Source organism: Rhizobium pantanalense (genome assembly GCF_030182525.1).
Classification (GTDB): domain Bacteria; phylum Pseudomonadota; class Alphaproteobacteria; order Rhizobiales; family Rhizobiaceae; genus Rhizobium.
On sequence record NZ_JAQJCH010000008.1, the window covers coordinates 177,236 to 201,292 of the forward strand.

Annotated in this window: 22 protein-coding genes; 11 read left to right on the top strand and 11 right to left on the bottom strand. The window is 60.9% G+C overall.

Translation table 11 applies throughout. The annotated features are described in order from the left end of the window. Window positions 1–2: 2 nt before the first annotated feature. The 7 genes from PH558_RS21165 to mdcA are packed head-to-tail and all read right to left on the bottom strand — an operon-like array spanning window position 3 to window position 5,992. Window positions 3–923 (bottom strand): ACP S-malonyltransferase, encoded by a 921-nt coding sequence (locus PH558_RS21165; RefSeq protein WP_285206304.1) that lies wholly within the window; start codon window positions 921–923, stop codon window positions 3–5. Next, a complete protein-coding gene (gene mdcB / locus PH558_RS21170) occupies window positions 920–1,774 on the bottom strand; it encodes a triphosphoribosyl-dephospho-CoA synthase MdcB (RefSeq protein ID WP_285206305.1) in 855 nt (284 codons plus the stop codon). The genes PH558_RS21165 and mdcB overlap by 4 nt, the downstream gene beginning before the upstream one ends. Continuing rightward, a complete protein-coding gene (gene mdcG / locus PH558_RS21175) occupies window positions 1,771–2,412 on the bottom strand; it encodes a malonate decarboxylase holo-[acyl-carrier-protein] synthase (RefSeq protein WP_285206306.1) in 642 nt (213 codons plus the stop codon). Before mdcG ends, mdcB begins: the two co-directional genes overlap by 4 nt. Continuing rightward, window positions 2,405–3,127, bottom strand: a complete 723-nt coding sequence (locus PH558_RS21180) for a biotin-independent malonate decarboxylase subunit gamma (RefSeq protein WP_285206308.1) — start codon at window positions 3,125–3,127, stop codon at window positions 2,405–2,407. Before PH558_RS21180 ends, mdcG begins: the two co-directional genes overlap by 8 nt. Further along, window positions 3,114–4,025: a biotin-independent malonate decarboxylase subunit beta gene (locus tag PH558_RS21185; protein ID WP_285206309.1), complete on the bottom strand. Its 912-nt coding sequence runs from the start codon at window positions 4,023–4,025 to the stop codon at window positions 3,114–3,116. Before PH558_RS21185 ends, PH558_RS21180 begins: the two co-directional genes overlap by 14 nt. Further along, entirely contained in the window at window positions 4,022–4,333 is a 312-nt protein-coding gene (mdcC, locus tag PH558_RS21190; RefSeq protein ID WP_095438765.1) for a malonate decarboxylase acyl carrier protein, read from the bottom strand. The genes PH558_RS21185 and mdcC overlap by 4 nt, the downstream gene beginning before the upstream one ends. Before the next feature lie 9 nt (window positions 4,334–4,342). Then, on the bottom strand, window positions 4,343–5,992 hold the full coding sequence (gene mdcA, locus PH558_RS21195) for a malonate decarboxylase subunit alpha (protein ID WP_285206310.1): 1,650 nt from the start codon (window positions 5,990–5,992) through the stop codon (window positions 4,343–4,345). 174 nt (window positions 5,993–6,166) lie between these two features. Here mdcA and madL point away from each other — a divergent pair, with 174 nt between their 5' ends. The 3 genes from madL (at window position 6,167) to PH558_RS21210 (ending at window position 8,285) form a co-directional block, all read left to right on the top strand. Next, window positions 6,167–6,589, top strand: coding sequence for a malonate transporter subunit MadL (madL, locus tag PH558_RS21200; protein WP_095439008.1), 423 nt, complete (start codon window positions 6,167–6,169; stop codon window positions 6,587–6,589). Between the two features lie 13 nt (window positions 6,590–6,602). Next, a complete protein-coding gene (madM, locus tag PH558_RS21205; RefSeq protein ID WP_285206311.1) occupies window positions 6,603–7,367 on the top strand; it encodes a malonate transporter subunit MadM in 765 nt (254 codons plus the stop codon). A 249-nt stretch (window positions 7,368–7,616) separates the two neighbouring features. After that, on the top strand, window positions 7,617–8,285 hold the full coding sequence (locus PH558_RS21210; protein ID WP_285206312.1) for a GntR family transcriptional regulator: 669 nt from the start codon (window positions 7,617–7,619) through the stop codon (window positions 8,283–8,285). A 117-nt stretch (window positions 8,286–8,402) separates the two neighbouring features. On the opposite strand, the gene PH558_RS21215 is transcribed toward PH558_RS21210, so the two are convergent. Together PH558_RS21215 and PH558_RS21220 are read right to left on the bottom strand one after the other, a co-directional pair. Continuing rightward, entirely contained in the window at window positions 8,403–9,731 is a 1,329-nt protein-coding gene (locus tag PH558_RS21215; RefSeq protein ID WP_285206313.1) for a HAMP domain-containing sensor histidine kinase, read from the bottom strand. A 2-nt stretch (window positions 9,732–9,733) separates the two neighbouring features. Beyond that, window positions 9,734–10,417: a response regulator gene (locus PH558_RS21220; RefSeq protein WP_285206314.1), complete on the bottom strand. Its 684-nt coding sequence runs from the start codon at window positions 10,415–10,417 to the stop codon at window positions 9,734–9,736. Between the two features lie 192 nt (window positions 10,418–10,609). Between PH558_RS21220 and PH558_RS21225 the strand changes: the two genes are divergently transcribed. From PH558_RS21225 to PH558_RS21235, 3 genes are all read left to right on the top strand, one after another. Further along, window positions 10,610–11,689 (top strand): efflux RND transporter periplasmic adaptor subunit, encoded by a 1,080-nt coding sequence (locus PH558_RS21225; RefSeq protein ID WP_285206315.1) that lies wholly within the window; start codon window positions 10,610–10,612, stop codon window positions 11,687–11,689. Beyond that, on the top strand, window positions 11,689–14,838 hold the full coding sequence (locus PH558_RS21230) for an efflux RND transporter permease subunit (RefSeq protein ID WP_285206316.1): 3,150 nt from the start codon (window positions 11,689–11,691) through the stop codon (window positions 14,836–14,838). Before PH558_RS21225 ends, PH558_RS21230 begins: the two co-directional genes overlap by 1 nt. Before the next feature lie 109 nt (window positions 14,839–14,947). After that, entirely contained in the window at window positions 14,948–15,697 is a 750-nt protein-coding gene (locus PH558_RS21235) for a response regulator (protein WP_285206317.1), read from the top strand. A 43-nt stretch (window positions 15,698–15,740) separates the two neighbouring features. On the opposite strand, the gene PH558_RS21240 is transcribed toward PH558_RS21235, so the two are convergent. Continuing rightward, a complete protein-coding gene (locus tag PH558_RS21240; protein WP_095438773.1) occupies window positions 15,741–16,634 on the bottom strand; it encodes a LysR family transcriptional regulator in 894 nt (297 codons plus the stop codon). A 156-nt stretch (window positions 16,635–16,790) separates the two neighbouring features. Here PH558_RS21240 and PH558_RS21245 point away from each other — a divergent pair, with 156 nt between their 5' ends. Further along, window positions 16,791–17,807 carry a zinc-dependent alcohol dehydrogenase family protein gene (locus PH558_RS21245; protein WP_095438774.1) on the top strand — a complete coding sequence of 339 codons (1,017 nt, stop codon included), beginning with the start codon at window positions 16,791–16,793 and terminating at the stop codon, window positions 17,805–17,807. A gap of 106 nt (window positions 17,808–17,913) precedes the next feature. Next, a complete protein-coding gene (locus PH558_RS21250) occupies window positions 17,914–19,089 on the top strand; it encodes an MFS transporter (RefSeq protein ID WP_285206318.1) in 1,176 nt (391 codons plus the stop codon). Between the two features lie 111 nt (window positions 19,090–19,200). Here PH558_RS21250 and PH558_RS21255 read toward each other — a convergent pair whose 3' ends face one another. Next, the gene (locus PH558_RS21255; protein ID WP_285206319.1) at window positions 19,201–19,839 is read right to left on the bottom strand and encodes a GntR family transcriptional regulator; all 639 of its coding nucleotides are present in this window, start codon (window positions 19,837–19,839) and stop codon (window positions 19,201–19,203) included. Window positions 19,840–20,017: 178 nt separating this feature from the next. Between PH558_RS21255 and PH558_RS21260 the strand changes: the two genes are divergently transcribed. The 3 genes from PH558_RS21260 to PH558_RS21270 are packed head-to-tail and all read left to right on the top strand — an operon-like array spanning window position 20,018 to window position 24,024. Next, window positions 20,018–21,442 (top strand): M20 family metallopeptidase, encoded by a 1,425-nt coding sequence (locus tag PH558_RS21260; RefSeq protein ID WP_095438777.1) that lies wholly within the window; start codon window positions 20,018–20,020, stop codon window positions 21,440–21,442. After that, window positions 21,435–23,111, top strand: coding sequence for a M28 family peptidase (locus tag PH558_RS21265; RefSeq protein WP_285206320.1), 1,677 nt, complete (start codon window positions 21,435–21,437; stop codon window positions 23,109–23,111). The genes PH558_RS21260 and PH558_RS21265 overlap by 8 nt, the downstream gene beginning before the upstream one ends. Before the next feature lie 58 nt (window positions 23,112–23,169). Then, window positions 23,170–24,024, top strand: coding sequence for a transporter substrate-binding domain-containing protein (locus tag PH558_RS21270; protein WP_285206321.1), 855 nt, complete (start codon window positions 23,170–23,172; stop codon window positions 24,022–24,024). The last annotated feature ends 33 nt before the right edge of the window (window positions 24,025–24,057 follow it).

The window sequence follows — 24,057 nt, forward strand, 5'->3', positions numbered from 1 at the left end:
TTTCAGTCGGCAGCCAGCCAGGCTTTAATCCCTGTGAGGCTATGAAAGTCGTCGACTGCACGCACTCTTACCCCAGGCAGCGCGAGACCTGCCATCTCCGCCAGAGCTCGACCCGGCCCCAGTTCGAGGATCGTCGTTGCGCCACGTTCGGCCAAGGCTTCGATCACGCTTGCCCAATCGATCCTCTCGGCCAGTTGCCGCGCAAGCCCCGCGCGAGCGCGTTCCGGATCGACAACAAGCGTCGCACTGGTGGCAGTCATGAGGCGCAGCGCCGGGCGGCTCATAACTGCCGAGGCAAGGGCTGTGTCAAACGGTGCCACCGCACCGGCGAGCCGCCGTGTATGGGAGGCGACATGCACCGGCATTGGCGCAGCACGTGCCGCACCTTCTTCCAGCGCGGCGGTGCATAACGCATCGATCGATTGCCTGGCGCCGCCGAGGATGAACAGGAGATCGGGGTTCACGATGGCGATTGCACAGCCGAAACGATCGGCAAGCTCCTGCACCGCCACCATTGGCAAACCACGCACATAGCCAAGTCCGTCATCCGGCCCGCCGGCGGCGTCCATTTCCCGCGCCCGCTGATCGACCAGCCTCAAAGTGTCCATGGGCGACCAGATGCCGGCCACCCCCCAAGCCGCCATTTCACCGACGCTGTAGCCGGCCACCATCGTATCGCTTGGCGCACCGGCCGGGAAAAGGGCGCAAGCAATTGCAAGCGCGCGCGTCACGCACAGGATCTGGCCCTCGCGGTTGGCATGCAAGGTGGCTTCGGGGGCAGTCCTGCAGAAATCCGTCGGGTGGATCCCGAGCACGGCTGTTGCGGCTTCGAAAATGGGCTGCACTTCCGGTTCGGCAGCCAGCAGCCGGAACATTTCCCGGCTCTGGTGACCTTGGCCCGAACACAGCAGCGCGAGGGTCATGATTCCAACACCTCGGTAAACAGCGCCATGGCAAGGAGATCGGCGCATCCGCCCGGGCTGAGATTGCGCGCGACGAACGCCTCGTGAATGGCCTTGGCATCCCATCGCCAGTTCGCGCGTGCGACCCCGCCATCCGCCAGGAAGGTGCGGGCCTTGTTCCGTGCGAAATTGAGCCCTTCGGGACCGGCGCGATAAAGGAGATTGCTGTCGTCGACTACCGCGATCAGGGCCATGCAGGCATGGACCCTTGCGGCTTCCTCGTCACCCAAGGCCAAGCGACGTCCTTCGGCAAGCGCCGGACGGGCGACATGGTAGACGGATGGCATGCCGGTGGCAGCCTCCGCCCGCGCGCCTCCGACCTGGTAGCGCCGCGCGACCACACCGCCATGACTGTCGTGCTCCGGTGCCTTGTGGAGGATGTCGCGTCCCCAACGCTGTGCGACAAGGGTGCCGAGCGGCGCCCGCCAATCGCAGGTCGCCGCCAAGCCGGCCGCTGCCGCAAGAAGGCCAAGGCCGAAGATGGCGCCGCGATGGGTATTCACTCCGCCGGTCGCATCCCGCATTGCCTTTTCCGCCTCAATGCCGATTTGCCGCAGGCGATCCATGCCCATGTCGATGGCGCCGGCCTCGGCAAGCGCGACGAAGAACGGTTCCAGCGTCCGGGCACTCAGGCGCAGGAGATCCGCATCCATATCGGCATGCGCGCCATTGTCGATGTGGCTGACCAATCCTGGCTTGGGCCAGGTCTCCACCTCCAAGATGAGCGCTCGTGCGGCATGCCGCCCGATCAGCGCGGTATCGCAATGCTTGACGGCGACGGGGTGTGGTTTGGCCAGCAACGGAAACGTCATGCGAACAGCGCCTCCCGCGCAATCAAGGCCGATCCGGTATGGGATTTAACCAGGAGCTCCGGGTTTTCCGACAGCCATTCCCGCCACTGAACGGCTGAGCCGCAGGGCGTGATCAATTCGGCGTCGATCCGCATCGGCGCGCGTTTGGCAACATCGGTCAGTAAAGCCGTCACTCGCCTTGCATCTGCGTTCGAGCCACACTCGACCAGAAGATCGAGATCGGAAGTATCGGTCAGATAGGAAAGGCCGGTCAGGTATTGCCAAGCCAGACTTCCGAAACAGCGACAAGAGGGGGCTGACTCCAGAAGGGTGCCAATGGCCGGATGCCATCGCGCCGGCGCCGCGGCCAGCGCATCCCTCAATAGAGGAGGTGGTGCCGTTCGCATCACGGCAGCCGGCGAGCAGGAAAGAGCAAGCCGTTTGCGCCCCATGCCTGGAGGAAGGGGTAGCCCCAAGGGTACGATATCCGCCGCGTCGCTGCATGTCCGACGACGGAAGATTGCTGGTCGCCCCAACACTGCCCATGCCATCAGATAGGGCTCCATCTCCCCCTCGACCTGCCCATGCAGCAGGCCCGGCCACGCTTCGGAGCGCACATAGGCAAGATCGTGACGGCGGAGGGCGGCAACATCAATCATGGAGCAAAGCCAGCCGCTCTACCTCGGCCGCGATCATGGCGGCCTTCGGCCGGCCGCCGCGATCTGCGCCCCATTGCGCGCGCAAATCGCGCGAAATGGGCTTGGCGAGAAGTGCGGCGAGCTGGGCGTTCAAGGAGGCCGCCGGATCCCAGACTTCCGCTATGGCGCCGGTGGCAAGAAGATTATCGAGGCCGGGCGCGAAAACGGGCGTTGTCTCGGCCTTTTCCTTCAGGGTGGCAAGCGGCAGCTTGGTCACCCGGGCCATGGATGGCAGGTCCATGACTTCGGGCCAGGCGGTGGGCAGGGCAACCAGCGATCCGCAGGCCAGCGCGGTGGCAATGAAGGCGCCGGCGGCGCTGCCCCCGTAGAGAAGGCCGACCGTGCGGTGTCCCGCATGCTCCGCCTGCCACAGCGCCTTTGCCAAATGCGCTAGTGCCTCGCTAAGCCCCAGCAGTTCATCACGCCGGCTCATCCGCTGGCTGCCGGAATCGACCAGGAACAACAGGGGCGAGCTGTCCGGCCGCCGCGCAACGGAAAGGATATGCCCGGCCAGCGCTATCGCCTCATCGACGCCGGGATAGGTCTTGTCGGCAATGCCGATCAGATCGATCCGGTTTTGCTGGTCCAACCGGCCCCAGCCGGTAACGAGCCCGCCCGCCTGCGCCACTTCATGACCGGCCGGAAAGAGTGAGGGCAGGATATCAGCGAGCTGCATCGGCGCTCTCCCGATGGATATTGGCGGCGGTGAGGAAAGTCCCGATGTCTCGCTCCGGTATTCGCCCAGGCTCCTCGATCTGCAGCCGCGACCATATTTCGATAGCATCATGGGCATCGCCAAAATGGCGCAATCGATGTTCGAGCCGCGTCTGTTCTGCTTGCAGTACCGTCGGGTCTAAAGTGGCCGGCCGTTGCAGCGCGGCAATCGCGCCGGCGCGGAAGGCTGCGATATCGTCCTCGACGAAGACATCGGCCCCGCCGATCAGGTAGCGATGCTTGCCGCCCATGGTTCGCCAGACGAGCGCCCGATCGCGGGAGTCGAATTCTTCCACGCCCTTGTTCGTCTCGATGACCTCCGGCCCGGACACGGATAGACGGCCCTGCTCGGAAATGACGAGTGCCGAACAGCAGCCGGCAATCAGGCTGCCGCCGCCATAGCAGCCCGCCCGGCCGCCAAGAAGACCGATGACGCGCACACTCTCGGATCGCGCGTCCAGTACGGCACGCATGATCTCGGAGATGGCCAATTCACCGGCATTGGCTTCCTGGAGGCGCACGCCACCGGTGTCGAAGAGAATGACGATATTCCGCCGCATCTTAGCCGCGGCATGCAGCAGGCCCGTCAGCTTGGCCCCGTGCACCTCGCCGATGGCGCCGCCCATGAAGCGCCCTTCCTGGGCGGCCACCAGTACGGGGCGGCCGTCGATGCGGCCGGCTCCGACGATGATGCCATCGTCGAACTGCCGGGGCAAATCGAAGAGTGAAAGGTGAGGGCTCGTCTCCCGTCGTTCCGGGCCCAGGAATTCGGTGAAGCTGTCGGCATCGAGCAGATGCAGCAGCCGGCCACGGGCAGATTCTTCATACCAGCTTCGGCGCAGCGTGCGGGGATCGGTCATTCTGGCTTCTCCATCAGCCGCACGCCCTGGGCCAGGCGCAGCGCCACCATGTCTGGCCGGGCGCCGCCGTCATTGATCGTGATGCGCAGACCGCCGGCAGCAGCGCGCGCCGCGAAATCCTCGGTGACTGCCGCCCAAAGCTCGGCGAAACCATGGGCCGGCGTCGCGATCTCGATGACGCAACGGTCGGGCGCCTCCCGCCGTTCAAGCAATATCTCGAGGTTGCCCGAAGCGACGACGCCCACCAGAGCCACGGCGCGGGTTCCGCCGGTCTGCGTCGATTTCAATTCGTAAAGCAGATTTTCCATGACGGTGACCTACCAATTGCGGAACCGGGAAGGCGGCCTGTACAGGCCGCCGGAGGCAAGCATCAGATCCTTGATGGAATGCGCAGCCAGCAGGCTACGATCGGCATCCAAGGGATCAATTCCAAGGTCTTCGGGACGCTGGATGACTTTGCGTTCGCGCAAATGCTCCACCATCTTGCGGTCCCGGGCGCGGCCGACCTCGGTGTAGCCGGCAACGCCGCGGATCGCCTGTTCCCGCTCTTGCCCGTCATGGCACAGCAGCAGATTGGCGATCCCTTCTTCCGTCACGATATGGGTCACGTCGTCACCGTAAACCATCACGGGGGCCAGATCGAGCTGCAGCTTGTCGGCCAGATCCAGGGCGGCCAGACGCTCGACGAACATCGGCACCATGCCATCGCCGAAGGTTTCGCCGATCTGGACGACCAGTTTGCGGCCCCGGCGCAGGGCAGGGGTAGCTGCGGCGGGGTCGGCTTCGCGGCCCGCACGCAGCCAGGCTTCGCTCGGATGGCGCCGGCCCCGCGCGTCCGATCCCATATTGGGGGCACCGCCAAAGCCGGCGACTCTGCTGCCGGTCACGGTCGAACTGTTGCCGGAAAGGTCGATCTGCAAGGTCGAGCCGATGAACATGTCGCAGGCATAGAGCCCGGCGGTCTGGCAGAAGGCGCGGTTGGAACGCAGCGAGCCGTCAGGTCCGGTGAAAAAAATGTCGGGGCGAGCCCGCATATAGTCTTCCATGCCCACTTCGGACCCGAAGCAATGGATCTGCTCCACCCATCCGGCCTCGATGGCGGGGATCAGGGTGGGATGAGGGTTCAGCGCCCAATGCGTGCAGACCTTGCCCTTCAATCCCAGCCGTTCACCGTAAGTCGGCAGCAGCAGCTCGATGGCCGCGGTATTGAAGCCGATGCCATGGTTCAGGCGGCGCACGCCATAGGGCATATAGAGCCCCTGGATCGCCAGCATTGCCGTCAGGATTTGCGTTTCGGTAATCGCCGCCGGATCGCGCGTGAACAGCGGCTCCACATAGAAGGGTCGCTTGGCATCCACGACGAAATGAACCTGGTCGGCGGGAATATCGACGCGCGGCACGCGATCGACGATCTCGCCCACCTGTGCGACGACCAGCCCCTTGCCGAAGCTCGTCGCCTCCACGACCGTTGGCGTATCTTCCGTATTCGGCCCGGTGTAGAGATTTCCCGCCCTGTCCGCGCTGACCGCGGCGATAAGCGCCACCTGTGGCGTCAGATCAACAAAGTAGCGGGCGAAGAGTTCCAGATAGGTGTGGACCGCACCCAGTTCGATCTGGCCGCCGAACATCATGCGCGCGATGCGGGCCGACTGCGGGCCGGAATAGGAAAAATCGAGCCGTCGGGCGACGCCGCTTTCGAAAATGTCGAGATGCTCCGGCAGGACGACACCCGATTGCACCATATGCAGGTCGTGTATCTTGGTAACATCGACCTTGGACAGCGCCTTGGCCAACAGGTCGGCCTGCTTCTGATTGTCGCCTTCGAGGCAAACGCGATCCCCAGGCTTCAGGATCGCTTCCAGAAAGGCGACGAGCTGCTGCGGGTCGACGAGCTTGCCAGCAGAGAAACGCTGGCCGGCCTCGATACGCGCCAGCCTGTCGCGACCTTTTGTATTCCAATCAAGCATTTGATTGCCCTTTGTATGCGCAGGAGCATGTTCCTGGAAATATAATGTACACACAATTGCGAAAACCGCAACAACGTGTATTTTAAAATCGTCATGCGGTTTATCTGTATGCATTGGAGGAGGAAAAATGTTGAGCTTGTATTTCTATGGAAGCGCATGCGGGGAGGATCGCTCATGATGATCTCCGGTGTCGCAATGCTTGCCCTTTGCACCCTCTTGGGGAGCATTCTCGGTGATCTCCTGGGGGTGGCGCTTGGCGTGAAGGCGAATGTCGGCGGTGTCGGCATTGCCATGATCCTGCTCATCGCCACGCGGCTTTGGCTGAGCAGGCGGGGCTTGTTGACGCTGCCGCTCAAACTCGGTGTTGAGTTCTGGGGCGCTCTTTACATCCCGATCGTCGTCGCGATGGCAGCGCAGCAAAACGTGTTGGTGGCCGCACGCAGCGGTCCGCTGGTGCTGATCGCCGGCATCGTGACGGTGTTCGTTTGTTTCGCGACCGTCGCCCTGATGAGCCGCATCGGCGAGAGAGGCGAAACGATGGACGAAATCGAAGCGAAGGCCAGGGGTGAGCTTGCCACCTCCGGCAATCCGGTCTGAGGGAGGCCGCGCCATGGAGATCTTGAAGCATGACTTGACCGCCAACAGCCTCCTCACCGCGTTTGCGATCGTCGGATTGGTCATGTGGCTGTCGAACGCCATCTCGAAACATGTCCTGTTCGGCCGCGTCCACGGCTCGGCCATAGCAATCGTCCTGGGGCTTGCTGCGGCTTTTGCTGCAGGTCTGTGGACCGGGGGCGAGAAGGGGGTGGTGGATATTCCCATCCTCAGCGGCATCGGCCTGATGGGCGGAGCCATGCTGCGCGATTTCGCCATCGTCGCCACGGCCTTCGAGGTTGATGTCGGCCAAGCACGCAAGGCCGGCGCTGTCGGAGCGCTTGCCCTTGGCCTCGGTACGCTACTTCCGTTCATCGTGGGCTCGTTGCTCGCCATCGCTTTCGGTTACACGGATGCCGTATCCATAACGACGATCGGCGCCGGTGCCGTTACCTACATTGTGGGACCCGTGACGGGTGCCGCTCTGGGCGCAAGCTCGGCCGTGATCGCGCTGTCGATTGCGACGGGTGTTTTCAAGGCTGTCCTTGTCATGGTCGGAACACCGATCGTCGCCAAGGCGATCGGCCTCGACAATCCCCGCAGCGCCATGGTGTTCGGCGGCCTGATGGGAACCGTCAGCGGCGTGTCCGGCGGCCTGGCGGCCACCGATCGCCGTCTCGTCCCCTATGGCGCACTGACGGCGACGTTTCACACTGGGCTGGGCTGCCTTGTTGCACCTTCGATCCTTTATCTCGCCGTCAGGGCACTTGCAGGGGGTTGAACAATATGGAAAAGCCGGTCGAGCCGGTGCAGGAGACGGCTCTTAGACGCCGCATCCTGCACAGGAACGTCAGGAACGATTTCGGCGCCCGACGATACCTCGACACTTGCCGATCCGGCCATCGTCGATGAGCTCCTCGCCAGGCAAAACAGGCCGGATGCGGCGTGATGCTTCATATCGATTGCTATCTGTCGAATTGGATGGTGTAAAACTGAATGGTTGCCCGCCAAATCGGAAACAAGGTTTGAAATGACGGAATTTGACGAAGCTGGATCGATCGGTCAGCGCATTAAACTGGTGCTGATGGATGAGATTTCCTCCGGCGCTATAAGGCCCGGCACGAGCCTGGACGAAGCAACACTCAGCAGCCGCTTTGGCGCTTCCCGCACGCCGGTAAGGGACGCTCTCCGTCAGCTGGAGGCGATCGGCCTGGTCGAGATTCGCCCGCGACGCGGCGCGACCGTCCTGCCGCTGACCTTGCCGCGGCTGATGGAGATGTTCGAGGTGACCGCCGAGATGGAATGCATGTGCGTCCGTCTGGCAACCCATCGGATAACGGGCGTGGAACGCGCGGTTCTGACCGAAATTCATGAGCGTTCCGAACTTGCGGCGAAGGCAGACGACTTTGAACAGTATGACAAGCTCAATTTGTCCTTCCACGAAACGCTGTATCGCGGTGCGCATAACGATTTTCTGTTTGATGAATTGATGAGGCTGCGGGCAAGATTGCTGCCATTCCGCAGGACTCAGCTGCGTCAACCGAAGCGATTGACGGCGTCATTCCTTGAGCACGAGGCGATCCTGCGCGCTATGATCCGGGGCGATGCGACGGAAGCAACCCTGGTCATGCGCGAGCACATGCTGAATGCGGCTTTGGCATTGGCGCGCTATATGGAAATCGGCGAGGGAACCGAATGAGTAGCCAAACGATTCCATCGTCGCGTAAGCTGTCCGGATCCCAGAATGCATCCGGCAACCCACTCGACCTATCCCAACCTGATCCCGTCCTGCAGTTCGGATCAATCACAGGAATTGCTACCGCTGCGGCTGGTTGATTTTAGCGGGCTGTGCAGCATCCGAACCACTTCCCAGCCTGCTGTGGCCGGTCGGCCTTCGAGGTATTTCGAGTGTAATGGTAAGGCCGCTGGCAGCGGGCAGTGACGCAAACACGCGCCCGCCATGGCGCTCGATCGCCTGCCGGGTGATTGCGAGACCAAGGCCGTATCCGTCTCCGGTCACGGCGTCGTTGCCGCGTGAAAAGGGCTGAAAGATGCGCTCCAGCTCGTCTCGCGTGACGCCCGGCCCCTGATCGGCGACGCGAATAGTGAGGACATCGTCCTTTATCTCGCAAAGCACAGCGATGCGTGAGCGGGCATCCGTATATTTGACGGCGTTTCGCACGACATTTTCCAGCGCCCTGTAGATCAATTCCCCCTCGACTTCCGCCGGGAATGAGCCGCCGATGCTGGTGGTGATCGAAACATCGCGTGCCTGGGCCTCGAATGCCGCATCGCCCAGGATTTCGTTCAGGAGTTCGATGACATCGAGGGATTGGGTTTTCAACGGCATGCTTGAGGTGGCGGTCAGCCGGGCAAGTGTCAGGATTTCACCCACCAGCACATCAAGGCGTTCGACCTCCCGGTCCATGCGGTCCAGCATGGCATCGAGTTTTGCGGGGCTCTGCCGCAGGACCCCTACGGCGGCCTGCAGGCGGGACAATGGCGAGCGCAATTCGTGAGACACATCGTGAAACAGCTGCTGCTGTGCGTCCTGAAGCTCCTGCAATCGCGCGGCGCTGGCATCGAAGTCATGCGCGAGCGCCGTGACCTCGTCCGTTCGTCCCGCCATCTTGTCGCCGATGCGGAAGTCGAAGCGGCCATTTGCAAGCGCGCTCAGGCCGTTTCGCAGATGCACGACAGGGCGGATGAGATATCGGGCGAGTGCACCGGCCGCGATCGTGCTCGAAATCAGGATCGTGAGCCACGGCAATATGGGAGCAAGGTTTTCAAAGGTGAAACTCATCGGCGTCGCTGCGAAAATTCGGTAGCAACTCCCGTCCTTCAAAACCGATCGTGTGTCCGCCGCGTTCTCCTGGGGGCATATATTGGCGTTCGCGGTCGTCGACACGGAAAGGCCAATCGGTTGCGTTTTTTCGCTGGTGAACACGAAACGTCTGGCGGCGTCCTCGCCATCCTCGGTCAGGATGTTTGCAGCAAGGTTGACGAGGAGCGCCCGCCTGTCCTGTTCCAGCTCACGTGCGAAGGGGACCGCCTGAATGAGCTTGACTGTAATTATCACGACGCCCACGGTTGCTGCGAGCGTCAGCCAGATGATCGTGAAGAACTTCCAGAAGAGTTTTGGCATGGTCAATCCACGAGCAGTTGATAGCCCAAGCCTCGCACGGACTGGATCCAGGATTGCCCGTCCTCTCGCAGGCCAAGTTTCTGACGAACGCTGCTGATATGAACATCGATGCGGCGATCGAAGGGCGTAAGCGGCTTTCCGAACGCCTGCTTGGAAATGTCCTGCTTTGACACCAGCTGGCCGGCGTTGCGAGCAAGGACTTCCAGCAGACCGAACTCCGTGCCGGTCAGCTCGAGCGGCTCGCCGCACCATTCGGCACTTCTTTTGCCCGGATGAATCACGAGCCGACCTGCTTTTACGGCGTCAATCGACGCAGCTGCCGGCTGATGCGTCCGCCGCAAGATCGCACGCAGCCTCGCCGCAAGTTCGCCCGGCGAGCACGGCTTCGGCACATAATCGTCGGCACCGAGGTTCAGGCCGGATATCCTGTCGATGTCATCGCCTCTTGCCGTCAGCATCAGCACGGGGATCTGGCTGAGCTTGCGGATACGCTGCAGAACCTCGATACCGTTCATCCGGGGCATCATGATATCGAGGACGATGATGTCGACCGTATTTGCCGCGGCGGCCGCAATAGCCGCGCGCCCATCCGTGTCGGTTGAGACATCATATCCTTCCTCAGTGAGATATTCCCGCAAAAGCATCGTTAGCTCGACATCATCGTCGATGAGAAGAACCTTGCTCATTCACCCTGTCCATCGTTCATATCGGCAACGCATACAGTATAAAGGCAATGCTCAGGCCAAGTTTTACATAACTTAACACTCACTTGACCGCACTTAACATTCGTTCGGCTACTGATTGACGCCGATGAGCTGTGATCGATTGCTCGATCGGAACAGCTCGCGCTCCTGTCAGGAATCGCAAGGAATGCATTGTTGAAAAAGCCGTCCATAGGATTCGCAGCCGCGTTTGTCGCGGCTGCGCTTCTCCTTTCCCTTCCCTTCCGAAATGCCGCGGCGGAACAGGCCGCAGCGCCCGCTCTGACCGTTTCCCTCGCCGCACCAGAGCTGCGGAGCTGGCCTGAAACCGTCCCGGCGAGCGGCTGGCTGAAATCATGGCAGGACGCAATCATAGCCTCGGAAACGAGTGGCCTGCGCATCACGGACGTTCTGGTCGATGTCGGATCCGTGGTGAAGAAGGGACAGACGCTGGCGCGGCTATCGCAGGACAGTGTTCTGGCCGAGCTTCGCAAACAGGAAGCTGCTGTGGCGACGGCCAAGGCTAGTCTTGCCAAAGCCACGGCCAATGCGGATCGGGCGCGGCAGCTTCGCACATCCGGTGCCTTGTCGGCCGAGAAGATCACCGAATATTTCGCTGACGAGCAGACCGCAACCGCAAGCCTTGCATCCGAGGAAGCGGCGCTCGACAGCGAAAAGATCAAGCTTGGGCAAACGACGATTACCGCCGTGGACGATGGCTTGATAACCTCGCGTTCAGCCGATCTCGGTGCGGTCGTCTCCACCGGCACCGAGTTGTTTCGCATGGTTCGCCAGCAGCGTGTTGAATGGCAGGCGGAAGTGTCGGCACGCTACCTTCCTAGCATTTCGGAAGGCTTGAAGGCCATCATCAACGGCCCTGACGGTCGCCGGATCGAGGGCAGGGTACGGCTGGTCGGGCCATCGGTGAGCACCGATACTAGCCGCGCAATCATCTATGTCGCGCTACCCACAGATATGCAGCCGCGGATCGGATTCTACGTCACGGGCAGCATAGAGCTGCGGACGACGCCGGCCATGACTGTTCCTGAAACGGCGATCGTTTTCCGTGACGGGCTCAATTACGTTTTCACGGCCAGCGATGACAGCCGGGTGCGGCGGATACGGGTGGAAACAGGCCGTCGCAACAATGGCGAGGTCGAGATCGTGTCCGGCCTGGACCGGTCTGCAAAGGTCGTAACGTCGGGCGGCGCGTTCCTGTCGGACAATGATCTTGTCAAGATTGCGGAGACGAACTGATGAATTTCTCAGCATGGTCTATTCGTAATCCCGTGCCGGCGATTTTGCTGTTCGTGATGCTTGGCTTCGGTGGACTCTGGGCATTCAAGCAGCTGGCGATCCAGAACTTCCCGGACATGGATCTTCCGACCATAAATATCTCCGCTACGCTCGATGGTGCTGCACCGACGCAGCTCGAGACGGAAGTCGCCCGCACCATCGAGGACAGTCTTGCCACGCTGAGCTATCTCGATCACATCACGACGACGATCACCGACGGCACCGTATCGATCAAGGTCTCCTTCAAACTGGACAAGGACAGCGAGGCGGCTCTCAACGAGGTCCGCAATGCCGTCGATAGCGTCAAAGCCGATTTGCCGGCGCAAATGGAGACGCCGAGTGTCACAAAGAGCACCGTCCAAAGCTCCGCGCTAGTCACTTATGCGGTCCGCTCGACCAATCTTAACGAGACCGAGTTGTCCTGGTTCGTCGACAATGATCTGACCAAGGCGCTGCTATCGGTGCCGGGGGTCGGTCAGGTCAACCGTATTGGCGGCATAGATCGTGAAGTTCATGTGGATCTCGATCCATCGACCATGGCATCGCTCGGGGTTACCGCGGCGACCGTGTCGTCGCAGCTCAAGGCCGTGCAGGCCGATACGTCGGGCGGTCTTGGCGAAATCGGGGAGGCGCGGCAGACCCTACGCACGCTTGGAAACCTGCCGTCCGTCGAAGCGCTGAGGGCGCTTAGGATCCCATTGGCAAACGGGCAAGCCGTGCGTCTCGATGATATCGCATCGGTCAGGGACAGTTTTGCGTCTCGAACGTCGATGGCCTATCTCGATGGCAAACCGATCGTGGCGGTCGAGATCAAGCGCTCGAAAGGCTTTTCAGATAGCGGGGTCGCCGCAGCTGTTGATGTGGCGATAAAGAAATTCACCGCAGCTCATTCCAATGTGCAAATCGATCAGGCCTATAGCACGATCGGACCGATCATGGAGAATTACCATGGCTCGATACACATGCTCTACGAGGGCGCCATCCTCGCGATCGTCGTTGTCTGGATTTTCCTTCGGGACTGGCGTGCGACAATTCTGTCGGCGGTGGCGCTGCCCTTGTCGGTGATCCCGACATTTCTCGCCATGTATTTTGCCGGTTTCAGCCTCAACATCATCACGTTGCTTGCCCTGTCGTTGGTGGTCGGCATCCTCGTGGACGACGCCATCGTCGAAATCGAAAACATTGCCCGCCATCTGCAAATGGGCAAGCGACCGATTGATGCCGCGATGGAGGCCGCCAATGAAATTGGCTTAGCCGTCATCGCAACCACCTTTACGCTCGTTGCGGTCTTCCTGCCGACGGCGTTCATGGGCGGCATTCCGGGGCTTCTGTTCCGGCAGTTCGGGATTACCGCTGCGGTCGCGGTCCTTGCCTCTCTTGTCGTTGCTCGCCTGCTGACACCTATGATGGCGGCCTATTTCATGAAGGCCTCCCCATCCGAGGAGAAGGACGGCCGCATCATGCGCACCTATATGAGGATCGCGAAGGCTGCCCTGAATTACAGAAAGACCACGGTTGCGATAACAGTTGTCATCGTCGGACTTTCGCTTTCCACCATTCCGTTCCTGAAGTCCGGTTTCCTGCCCGCTTCGGATGACGCCCGCACGCAGATCACGCTGACGATGCAACCCGGTTCCACCATCCAGCAGACCGCTGCAATGACGCGCAGGGCCGCCGATATTATTGGCGAGCTGCCTGATGTCACGCATGTCTTCTCTTCAGTTGGTTCTTCATCTTCCGGTGGCGGGATCGATAGCAGTTCCACGAGTGACGTCGCCTCCTCAACGATCGTGGTGGTCGTGACGCCGATCTCCCAGCGGGATCGAAAGCAGTCGGAAATCGAGAACAATATCCGGCAGGCACTGTCGGCCCTTCCGGGAGTGCGTGTGGAGGTCGGCAGTGGCGGTAATGGCACCAAGCTCGAAATCACTCTTGCCGGTGACGACGCCGGTGTGCTCGACAGCGCGGGCGCGGCGCTCGAGGAACAGCTTCGCACGCTCCGGGGGATCGGTGCGGTCACATCGACGGCGGCCAGACAAGCACCTGAAATCCAGATTACGCCCGATTTTGCGCGTGCCGCTGCGCTCGGCATAACGTCCAACGCGATCGCCAGCGCCGTGCGCGTGGCGACGAACGGCGAGTATTCCTCGGATCTGCCGAAGCTCACCTTGCCGCAGCGTCAGATCCCGATCGTCGTGCGCTTTTCCCCGGAAACGCGCACCAATCTCGACGATATCAAGAATATGCGCGTGGTGGGGACGAATGGCAGCGTCGATCTCGGATCGATAGCCGACATCCGCATCGGTGGCAGTCCCTCGGAGATCGACCGGATCGACCGCATGCGCAATGTCACGATTTCCGTCGAGCTCAACGGCCGCATTCTCGGCGACGTCAACCGCGAGGCGCAGGCATTGCCGGCGCTCAAGCACCTGCCGCAGGGCGTCACGCTGGTGGAGCAGGGGGAGCTGCAACGCAGCTCGGAGCTGTTTCAGAGTTTCGGCCTTGCCATGGCAATCGGCATCTTCTGCATCTATGCCGTCCTCGTCCTGTTGTTCCATGATTTCCTGCAGCCGCTCACGCTTCTGATGGCTCTGCCGCTCTCGCTTGGAGGTGCGCTGTTGCCACTGGTGCTGACGGGAACCAGTTTCTCGATGGCGGCCGTCATCGGGCTGCTAATGCTGATGGGTGTGGTGACGAAGAATTCCATCCTTCTGATCGAATACGCGATCATGTCCCGACGGCAAGGCATGTCCAGATTCGACGCGCTTATCGATGCATGTCACAAGCGCGCGCGGCCGATCGTCATGACCACCATTGCCATGGCGTCGGGCATGCTTCCCGTCGCCCTCAGCCTGACGGGCGGCGATTCAAGCTTCCGTCAGCCGATGGCGATCGTCGTGATCGGCGGCGTGACGATGTCGACGCTGCTCAGCCTCATCGTTATTCCCGTCATTTTCACCTTCGTCGATGACCTGGAAACAGTCCTTAAGCGGCTCCTGCGTCGGATCGGCCTATCCCCCGAAAGTGCCACAGAAGCTCCTGCTCCCGTGGACCGCAGAGCCGTTGCATTCCGGCCTGATCATGCACGGCGAGGACATGGTCATGGTTGACCGTCGCTTTCGGAGAGGCGCGGCTTGAGCTGCGGTCTTCGGCAGTTCTCAGCGATCAAGCGTTGAGCGTCGGCAATGACCTCGACCGGATTGGCGATAGAGGAAATTCATGAGTTTAACGATCGTCCCCGATATCTTGGTCGTTGATAACGATGACAAGATTCGCCACCTTCTGAGCGAACATCTTGGCGACCAAGGCTTCCGCGTCAGGACGGCAAGCAATCTTCATGGCTGCAGAGAGATTCTTGCTCGGTGTCCTCCCGATCTCATAATTTTGGAGGTCATGCTGCCCGACGGATCGGGTCTCGATCTCTGCCGCGATTTGCAGAACCATCACAGTCGGGTTCCTGTCATCTTGTTGACAGTGCTGAAGGAGGACATCGATCGTATCCTCGGCCTCGAGATCGGCGCCGACGATTATCTCTGCAAGCCGTTCAATCCTCGTGAGTTGACGGCGCGCATCCGTGCCGTCTTGCGTCGCATGAATTTTAGAGCGCCACCCGCGCCTCAGGCGAAGTGCTTTCGGTTTGCGGACATCATACTTGATCCGCAGCGTAGCCGGATAACGAGGAGCAATGGCGAGCCGATTGCGCTAACTGGAGCCGAATTTGATCTTCTCAGAACCTTTCTGGAGCGTCCCGGCCGGCTGCTATCGCGGGATCAACTGCTCGACCTGACACAGAGACGCGACCGCGATCCAGCCGACCGTTCGATCGACGTTCTCATCAGCCGGCTGCGTCGCAAGCTCGGCGAAACGGCTGACGAGCCGATATTCAGAACGATCCGCAACGGCGGTTATCAGCTGACGGTCGCGGTGACCACGGTCGAGCCAGATTTTGAACCTGAAGTTCTCATCTGACACGCTTGCGATGCCGGCCACCATCATTGCCTTTCGTGTGACTTCAGCCTCTTTCGCGAAGGGCATCGATGACGACGGAGAATGCGCGCAGATTCTGTCTGCGGCTGGGATAATAGAGGTAGTAGCCGGCGAATTTCGGACACCAGTCGTCGAGGACAAGCTGAAGCCGCCCCGCCTCTAGGTGGTGCTCGACGTAGCTTTCCGGAACGTAGGCAATTCCGTGTCCGTCGAGAGCAGCCGATATCATCTCGCGATCGGTATTCAACGTGAGCTGGCCTTCGACCCTGATCCGGATCTCCTCTCCGTCCTTCTCGAACTCCCAGGCATAGAGACCGCCGATGCGGTCGAGGCGTCGGCGAATGCAGTTGTGACGCATCAGTTCCTGTGGGGTCAGCGGTGCTGATCGGGTTCTAAAATACTCTGGTGAGCCGACCGCCACCAGCCTCCAGTCGGGGCCGATGCGTACCGCGATCATGTCCTTCTCGAGGCTTTCGCCAAGTCTGACGCCGGCATCGAACCCGTCTTTGACGATGTTGCGGAAGCTGCCATCGACGCTGAGCTCAAGCTTGATATCAGGGTAATCGGCAAGGATGGACGACAATTTCGGCCACACGACACTTTCCATGGCGTGGTTGGAAAGCGTGATCCTGACGGTTCCTGCCGGCCGTTCCCGATAGACGGTCAACGCTTCGATGTCCGCTTCGATCTCCGCGATCCGGGGTGACAGGGACTGTTGCAGCCGTTCGCCCGCCTCGGTCAATCCGACGCTTCTCGTCGTGCGCGTCAGCAGGCGCATGCCCAGACGTTCTTCAAGTTTCTTCACCGCATGACTAAGCGTCGATTGGGATGTGCCCAGCTTTGCGGCCGCCTTCGTGAAGCTCCGTTCCTCGGCGACGGCCAGGAACACCAGCAGTTCGTTGAAATTTTCCCGTGGCATAACCTCGTCCTACCCCAAATTCGCGAGGTATATTAATATCAATTTTCGATAGGTTCATGCAAATTACCCTATCTAATCCGATTGATCGAGCAGTGCTATCTGATCTCCCGATCACGAAACAGGCAGGCGCAATGCGCGCCGACGGGAGACCATGCCATGCTCGGAACAGTCCTTCATGCCCCCGGTGACATTCGTTGCGAGGAAGTCCCGGAGCCGAAGATCCTCAGGCCGACCGATGCTATCATCAAGCTCTCGGCGTCCTGTGTCTGCGGTTCCGATCTTTGGCCGTACCGCGGCATCCAGGCGGTGACAGGGCCACAGCGTATGGGGCACGAATATTGTGGGGTCGTCGTGGAGGTCGGCAGCGAGGTGAAGACGATCCGACCAGGCCAGTTCGTCGTCGGCTCGTTCTGCCTTTCGGACAACACATGCCCGCATTGCCGGTTCGGCTTTCAGTCGTCTTGCGAACATCGCGAGTTCATGTCCGCAGCTCAGGCACCTTATGCACGGATCGCGCTCGCCGAGGGAACCCTGGTTGCGACCGACACCATGCCGTCGGATGACTTGATCCCGAGCCTTCTTGCGGCCTCCGATGTTTTGGGCACGGGTTGGTATGCGGCGGATGCTGCACGCGTTACCCCGGGATGCACGGCGGTCGTGGTCGGCGATGGCGCCGTCGGGCTCATGGGCGTGCTCTCCGCCAAACAGATGGGCGCAGAGCGCATAATTGCCATGAGCCGCCACAAGCAACGCCAGGAACTTGCCCTCGAATATGGTGCGACCGACATCGTCATCGAGCGCGGCGACGCGGGTGCGGCGAAGATCAAGGAACTGACAGGAGGGATAGGTGCCGATTCCGTTCTTGAATGCGTCGGTACGCAGGAATCCATGCTACAGGCGATCAACAGCGCCCGACCCGGTGGCTCGATCGGCTATGTCGGCGTTCCGCATGGTGTGGAACTCGACGGGCAGATGCTGTTCTTCCAGCAGAAGAACCTGCTCGGCGGCCCGGCCCCCGTACGTCGCTTCCTTCCCCATCTCATCGATCTCATCATGACGCGTCAAATCAATCCCGGAAAGGTCTTCGATCTGGCGGTTCCGCTTGCCGATGTCGCGCATGGTTACAAGGCCATGGATGAGCGCCGGGCCATCAAGGCGCTGCTCAGAATGTGAGGAGCAGGCCATGAAGAAAAGGCAATTTATTGCGGTAACGAGCGCCTCCGCCATCATCGAAACTATCCGCTGAACAGCGCGTTTCGAGCAACTTTGGATAATTGTCATGGAAACCACCTATGACCGCGCCGTCGCGCGAACGGCCAGCCCATGGGCTGCGATCATCTGCATGACGCTGATGACCTTCACCCTTGTCGCTTCCGAGTTCCTGCCCGTCAGCCTGCTAACCCCGATCGCCGAAGAGCTTGGCATTACCGCCGGCCAGGCGGGGCAGGCGATTTCCGTTTCCGGATTTTTCGCGGTCGTCACCAGCCTGTTCAGCAACACGGTGCTGTGGCGGCTGGATCGGCGAACGGTGGTCCTGTCCTATACGATCGTGATGGTGCTCTCGGGCCTGGCGATCACATTCGCGCCCAACTATCTCGTCTTCATGCTCGGTCGCGCGCTGATCGGCATCGCGATCGGCGGTTTCTGGTCGCTGTCCACCTCCATCGTCGCGCGCATCACTGCCGAACAGGACGTTCCAAAGGCTCTCGCCATGCTGCAGGGCGGCACTGCACTGGCCACGGTCATCGCTCAGCCGTTGGGAAGCTTCCTCGGCGGATTGATCGGCTGGCGCGGTGCCTTCTTCATCGTCGTTCCGGTCGGCATCATCGCTTTCGTCTGGCAGATCTTCGCCTTGCCGCGGATGCCCGGCGGCTCGAAGAATGCCAGAGGTGGTCCGCTCGGGTTGCTGCGAAACCGCATCTTTGCAATCAGCATGGCCGCCATGTCCTTCTTCTTCATGGGCCAGTTCGCACTATCGACCTATCTTCGGCCGGTCCTTGGAGATGTGACGAGGCTCGATGTAAACGAGCTGTCGGTCGTGCTCCTCGGCATCGGCCTGTTCGGCCTGCTGGGCACGTCCTTGATCGGCATCCTGCTGCGAGCGCATCTGGATGCCGTCCTCGCCGGGTTCCCCGTGGCACTTGCTGCGATCGCTCTGTTGCTGATCCCGTTGGCACCGTCGGGTATTGCGATTGCCGCACTCCTCTGCCTGTTCGGGTTCTTTGTCACGCCCATTCCGGTTGCCTGGAACACATGGATGACCCGCACCATCCCGGACAAACTCGAGGCTGGCGGCGGGCTATTGGTGGCGCTGATCCAGGCGGCAATCACCGCGGGTGCCTTCACAGGCGGGATGTTGTTCGACGGCGTCGGCTGGTGGAGCCCATTCGCCTATAGCGGTGTTCTGTTTCTGGCGGCCGCCATCATTCCGTTCGCCATAAGACCGAACGAGTGACCTGGCACCGATGTCCAGGGCGGGATCGGCCCGCGGTGTGCAACGGGATGGCATGCCCGGTCGATAGGTCCGCCGGGCATGCCCTTTTATTCAGGCTTTGGTCGATATCAGCTATGTCTGCAATATATGCCTGCGGGTCAGTTCCTTGAGCATATCGACGTCGCGCTTCTCTATTGCGTCGATCATCTGCTGGTGCTCGCGCCCGGACTGCTCGATGCGGGCTCGGGTTCGCCATTGCGAGACCGGTGCCGATGAGGTGCGTTGCCGGATTTCAGTGATGAGTTCGACAAGCTCCTGATTTCCTGCAAGTACCAGCAGGTACCGGTGAAAAGCGAGGTTGGCTTCGTAAAGTTCGAGCATGGTGCCGTTGAGCACCAGATCGTCGAAGCGCGAAGCCAGCGCGCGCAAATTTGCAATATCCGCATCGCCGGCATTGGCGACGATACGATCCCTGATTGCCACTTCGAGGATCACGCGGATATCGCTTACTTCCTGGGCGCGGCGCCCATCCTGCTCGTGCACGTGATAACCGCGATTGGGAATGTGCTCGACAAGCCGCTTCTGGACAAGGCGGTCGAGCGCGCGTCGCACCTGCGGCCTCGTGCAGCTGTACCGACGCTCCAGATCGATCTGCTTCAGCCATGTTCCCGGTGGGAGCCTGCCCGCGAGGATGTCCTGGAGAATGAGCTCGGTCACGTCTGGCGTATCTTCGTGCGACGGCGCTGCCGCTTCAGCTTCCAGCGAGTTCATGCAGCTCTCCCAGACCTTCCCAAGTTGGCGATGACTATCATAGGTCCGCATTTTTCAACAACGACGCTCGTTATCGCTGCCGAAAAAATATTCATGCTCATCTCTTGCGCATCCGTTCTTATTGGCACATAAATTGGTACCAATTTAGTATCCATTATATGAGGCGGATGGCAAGTCCATGCAAAATTCTGATGCGGTCTGGGGCATCGTCGAAAAGAAAAGCGCCGAATTCTTCGCACTCAGCGATCGAATCTGGGACATTCCGGAAACGAACTACCTGGAATACCGATCCGCGGAAGAACATGCCGAGATGCTTGAGCGCCAGGGGTTTCGCGTCGAGCGCGGCATCGCCGGCATGCCGACGGCTGTTATGGGCGAGGCGGGCGAGGATGGTCCGGTCATCGCGATCCTCGGCGAGTTCGATGCGCTGCCGGGATTGAGCCAGGAAGCCGGTGTAGCAGAAGAGCGGCCGCTGGTCGATGGCGGCAATGGCCATGGCTGCGGTCATAACATGCTGGGCGCCGGCTCGATGCTTGCCGCGGCCGCGGTCAAGGATTTCCTCGCGGAAAACGGCCTGAAGGGCAGGGTGCGCTATTACGGTTGCCCGGCCGAGGAGGGTGGATCCTCCAAGGGCTTCATGGTTCGTGCTGGCGTTTTCGATGATGTCGATATCGCGATCTCCTGGCATCCGGCAGCCTTCGCCGGCGTCAACAATCCCATTTCGCTCGCCTGCAACGAGATCAATTTTCATTTTTCCGGCCGTGCCTCGCACGCTTCGGCCACGCCTCATCTTGGCCGCAGCGCGCTGGATGCGGTCGAGCTGATGAATGTCGGCGTCAACTACATGCGTGAGCACATGCCGTCGACGGCACGCATCCATTATGCCGTCACCGATACTGGCGGCACGGCCCCCAATGTCGTGCAGGCGCGCGCCACCGTGCGTTATCTCGTGCGGGCGCGGACCCTGCCAGAACTCCTTTCGCTGGTCGCCAGGGTCAAGAAGGTTGCCGAGGGTGCCGCCTTGATGACCGAGACGACGGTTCGCAGCGAGATCATCAGCGGCGACGCCAATCTCGTCGGCAATACACCGCTCGAGGAATGCATGTTCGCGCAGCTGGATCGGCTCGGGCCGCCCGTGTTTGACGACGCGGATCGCGAGACCGCGCTGAAGTTTCAGCAGACCTTCAGCGCAGAGGATATTGCCGCTTCCTATGGCCGATTTGCATTGAAGCCGAAGAAGGGCCAGGCGCTCTGTGAGGAAATCTTTCCGTTGAACGCCGGCGACGGCACGCTGGTCGGTTCGACCGATGTCGGAACGGTCAGCTGGGTCGTCCCGACCGTGCAGATGCGCGGCGCCACCTATGCGATCGGCACGCCCGGCCACTCCTGGCAGCTCGTCGCGCAAGGCAAGCTGCCTGTCGCTCACAAGGGCACCGAACATGCTGCCAAGGTGATGGCGAGCACGGCCGTCGAACTCATCCGCAATCCAGCGCTCATCGCGGCGGCCAAGGAAGATCACAAGGCACGTCTCGAAGGTACGCCCTTCGTCAATCCGATCCCGGACGATGTCGAGCCGCCGCTGCCGGAGAAGGTCAATGGCTGAGGCCGGTCTGAAGCCCGATCGCGCGCGCTTAATGGCGCATATCGGCGAATTCGCGCGCCGGGTAAAGCTTTCGGGCACGGCCGAGGAGCTGGAAAGCTTCCGCTATCTCCAGGCTGAGATGGATGGCTTTGGCTATTGCACGCAGCTTTTGACGCACGATGCCTTCATCAGCTTGCCACGTGCCGCCACGGTTGAGATCGATGGCGAGAACCTTCGTTGCATCACGCATTCCATGTCGGTCTCGACGTCAGCCTCGGGGGTAACCGGCAATCTCATCCATGTCGGCGAGGGAACCGAAGCCGATTTCGCAGGCAAGGATATCGCCGGCAAGATCGTTCTGGTCGATGGTATCGCGACCGAAGAAGTGGCCGCGCTTGCGAGTGCTTTCGGCGCGCTCGGCGAACTTCACATCAGTCCGAACGAGCATCTCTATGAGATGTGCGTCTCCCCGGTCTGGGGCAGCCCGTCGCAACACACGCGCGACAGGCTGCCGACGACCGTCATCTGCTCGATCGCGAAGGATGATGGCGGCCGCCTGCGTGAAAGGCTTGCGCGCGGAGAGGCCGTGACTGCAACGCTATTCGCGGACGTCGATACCGGTTGGCGCAAGACGCCGCTGCTTGTTGCCGAGCTTCAACCGAAAGGCGACAATGGACCTTTCGTCCTGTTTTCGGGCCATCACGATACCTGGCATTTCGGGGTCATGGACAATGGCGGCGCTAATGCGACGATGCTCGAGGCGGCGCGCCTGCTCGCGCTTTGTGCCTCAGAATGGCGCCGGGGCTTGCGCATATGCTTCTGGTCCGGTCATTCCCATGGCCGCTACTCGGGCTCCGCTTGGTACGCCGACGAATATTTCGACGAACTCGATCGCCGCTGCGCCGTCCATGTCAACGTCGATTCCACTGGCGGCGAGGGTGCTACCGTCCTCACCAATTCCGGTGTGATCGACGAACTCAGGCCCTTGGCTGCGGATGTGATCGAGCGTGTGACCGGACAGAAACACGCCGGCAAGCGTCATGGCCGCGCTGCGGATCAGTCCTTCTGGGGCATCGGTATTCCCTCAATGTTCGGCAGCCTCAGCCATCAGCCGCCGGGGCCTGTCAAGATGCTGACGGCGCTCGGATGGTGGTGGCATACGCCGCACGATACCGCGGAACATATCGATCCGGACAATCTTTGCCGCGACACGGCGATTGTTCTCGAGGTTCTCTGGCGGCTGCTGACTTTGCCCGTCCTGCCGCTGGATTACACCCAATATGCCGCCTCCCTCGACGAGCAGGTCGGGCAATTGCAGGCAGCGCTTGCCGGCCGTCTCGATATCTCCGGCCTAGCCCAGGCTGTCGAAGACTTGCGCGTCAACGCAAATTCGCTTCTGCAGGTGAGGGATCCCACGCCGGAAGGAGCGGCGCGGATCGATGCTTCGCTGATGCGCGCAGGACGGCATCTGGTGCCGCTGAACTATACGAGCGGTGAACGCTTCCATCCCGACTCCGCGCTGCCGCACGTCGCCTGGCCCTCTCTGGAAGGGCTGCGCGCGCTGGCGAGACTGGATGAGGGTTCGCCGGATACCGCCTTTTACGTCGTTCACGCGCGTCAGACGAGAAATCGCGTCGCTCACGCGCTGCGGGAAGCTAATGCCGCCCTGCGAAGGGCTCTGGAAAACTGACGCGGAGAATACCGGATCTAAAAAAAGGCCGCTTAAGCGGCCGAAAAGGGGAACGAACATGAAAAACAGAACAATGCTTGCCGCCGTATTCGGCATGATTGCTTTCCTTGCTCCGCTGACCGCCGGCGCCAAGGACTGGACACACGTGAAGGTCGGCATCGAAGGCGCATTCCCGCCGTGGAACCTGATGGATTCGAGCGGCAAGCTTGCCGGCTTCGACGTTGATCTCATCAACGATCTTTGCAAGCGCGCCAAGGTCGATTGCGAGCTGATCGCCGGCGAATGGAACGCGATGATCCCAAGCCTCAACGCCGGCAAATTTGATCTTGTGATGACGCTCGGCATCAACGAGAAGCGCAAACAGGTGGTCGATTTTACCGTGCCCTATGCGAGCGGTGTCGCAAGCTTCCTGCTCGTGAAAGATGGATCGGTTTCACCCTTGCCGATGACGGGTGAGCGGCTCAATCTCAACGACAAGGCGAAGGCGGATCCGGTGATGGCGGAGATCGGCAAGGCTTTGAAAGGCAAGACGGTCGGCGTCGTCCAGTCGACCAGCCAGGAGCAGCTGATCAATTCCTATTTCGGATCCGATGTGACGGTGCGTGCCTATAAGAACTCCGGAGAGCGCGATCTTGATCTGAAGGCGGGCCGCATCGATGCCGGCTTCGATAGCGGCGTCTATGAAACCTCCGTGCTCGCCAAACCCGGCAACGACGATCTGATGATGTCCGGCCCTCTGGTGAAGGGGGCGATGCTGGCAACGGAGGTCGCTCTCGGCATGCGCAAGGGCGAGACCGATCTAAAGGCGAAATTCGACGATGCCATCAAGCAGGCGGCCAAGGATGGCACGATCAAGCAGCTCTCGGAAAAATGGAGCAAGATCGACCTGACGCCGACCTTCGAGGCCAATTGAGCGCGTCCCGCATCCATCGTTCCTGGCCGAAGC

What these genes read in the sequence shown, in the direction of transcription:
- PH558_RS21165 (WP_285206304.1), bottom strand. Translation starts at nt 923, where the DNA reads ATGACCCTCGCGCTGCTGTGTTCGGGCCAAGGTCACCAGAGCCGGGAA.
- mdcB (WP_285206305.1), bottom strand. Translation starts at nt 1,774, where the DNA reads ATGACGTTTCCGTTGCTGGCCAAACCACACCCCGTCGCCGTCAAGCAT.
- mdcG (WP_285206306.1), bottom strand. Translation starts at nt 2,412, where the DNA reads ATGATTGATGTTGCCGCCCTCCGCCGTCACGATCTTGCCTATGTGCGC.
- PH558_RS21180 (WP_285206308.1), bottom strand. Translation starts at nt 3,127, where the DNA reads ATGCAGCTCGCTGATATCCTGCCCTCACTCTTTCCGGCCGGTCATGAA.
- PH558_RS21185 (WP_285206309.1), bottom strand. Translation starts at nt 4,025, where the DNA reads ATGACCGATCCCCGCACGCTGCGCCGAAGCTGGTATGAAGAATCTGCC.
- mdcC (WP_095438765.1), bottom strand. Translation starts at nt 4,333, where the DNA reads ATGGAAAATCTGCTTTACGAATTGAAATCGACGCAGACCGGCGGAACC.
- mdcA (WP_285206310.1), bottom strand. Translation starts at nt 5,992, where the DNA reads ATGCTTGATTGGAATACAAAAGGTCGCGACAGGCTGGCGCGTATCGAG.
- madL (WP_095439008.1), top strand. Translation starts at nt 6,167, where the DNA reads ATGATGATCTCCGGTGTCGCAATGCTTGCCCTTTGCACCCTCTTGGGG.
- madM (WP_285206311.1), top strand. Translation starts at nt 6,603, where the DNA reads ATGGAGATCTTGAAGCATGACTTGACCGCCAACAGCCTCCTCACCGCG.
- PH558_RS21210 (WP_285206312.1), top strand. Translation starts at nt 7,617, where the DNA reads ATGACGGAATTTGACGAAGCTGGATCGATCGGTCAGCGCATTAAACTG.
- PH558_RS21215 (WP_285206313.1), bottom strand. Translation starts at nt 9,731, where the DNA reads ATGCCAAAACTCTTCTGGAAGTTCTTCACGATCATCTGGCTGACGCTC.
- PH558_RS21220 (WP_285206314.1), bottom strand. Translation starts at nt 10,417, where the DNA reads ATGAGCAAGGTTCTTCTCATCGACGATGATGTCGAGCTAACGATGCTT.
- PH558_RS21230 (WP_285206316.1), top strand. Translation starts at nt 11,689, where the DNA reads ATGAATTTCTCAGCATGGTCTATTCGTAATCCCGTGCCGGCGATTTTG.
- PH558_RS21235 (WP_285206317.1), top strand. Translation starts at nt 14,948, where the DNA reads ATGAGTTTAACGATCGTCCCCGATATCTTGGTCGTTGATAACGATGAC.
- PH558_RS21240 (WP_095438773.1), bottom strand. Translation starts at nt 16,634, where the DNA reads ATGCCACGGGAAAATTTCAACGAACTGCTGGTGTTCCTGGCCGTCGCC.
- PH558_RS21245 (WP_095438774.1), top strand. Translation starts at nt 16,791, where the DNA reads ATGCTCGGAACAGTCCTTCATGCCCCCGGTGACATTCGTTGCGAGGAA.
- PH558_RS21250 (WP_285206318.1), top strand. Translation starts at nt 17,914, where the DNA reads ATGGAAACCACCTATGACCGCGCCGTCGCGCGAACGGCCAGCCCATGG.
- PH558_RS21255 (WP_285206319.1), bottom strand. Translation starts at nt 19,839, where the DNA reads ATGAACTCGCTGGAAGCTGAAGCGGCAGCGCCGTCGCACGAAGATACG.
- PH558_RS21260 (WP_095438777.1), top strand. Translation starts at nt 20,018, where the DNA reads ATGCAAAATTCTGATGCGGTCTGGGGCATCGTCGAAAAGAAAAGCGCC.
- PH558_RS21265 (WP_285206320.1), top strand. Translation starts at nt 21,435, where the DNA reads ATGGCTGAGGCCGGTCTGAAGCCCGATCGCGCGCGCTTAATGGCGCAT.
- PH558_RS21270 (WP_285206321.1), top strand. Translation starts at nt 23,170, where the DNA reads ATGAAAAACAGAACAATGCTTGCCGCCGTATTCGGCATGATTGCTTTC.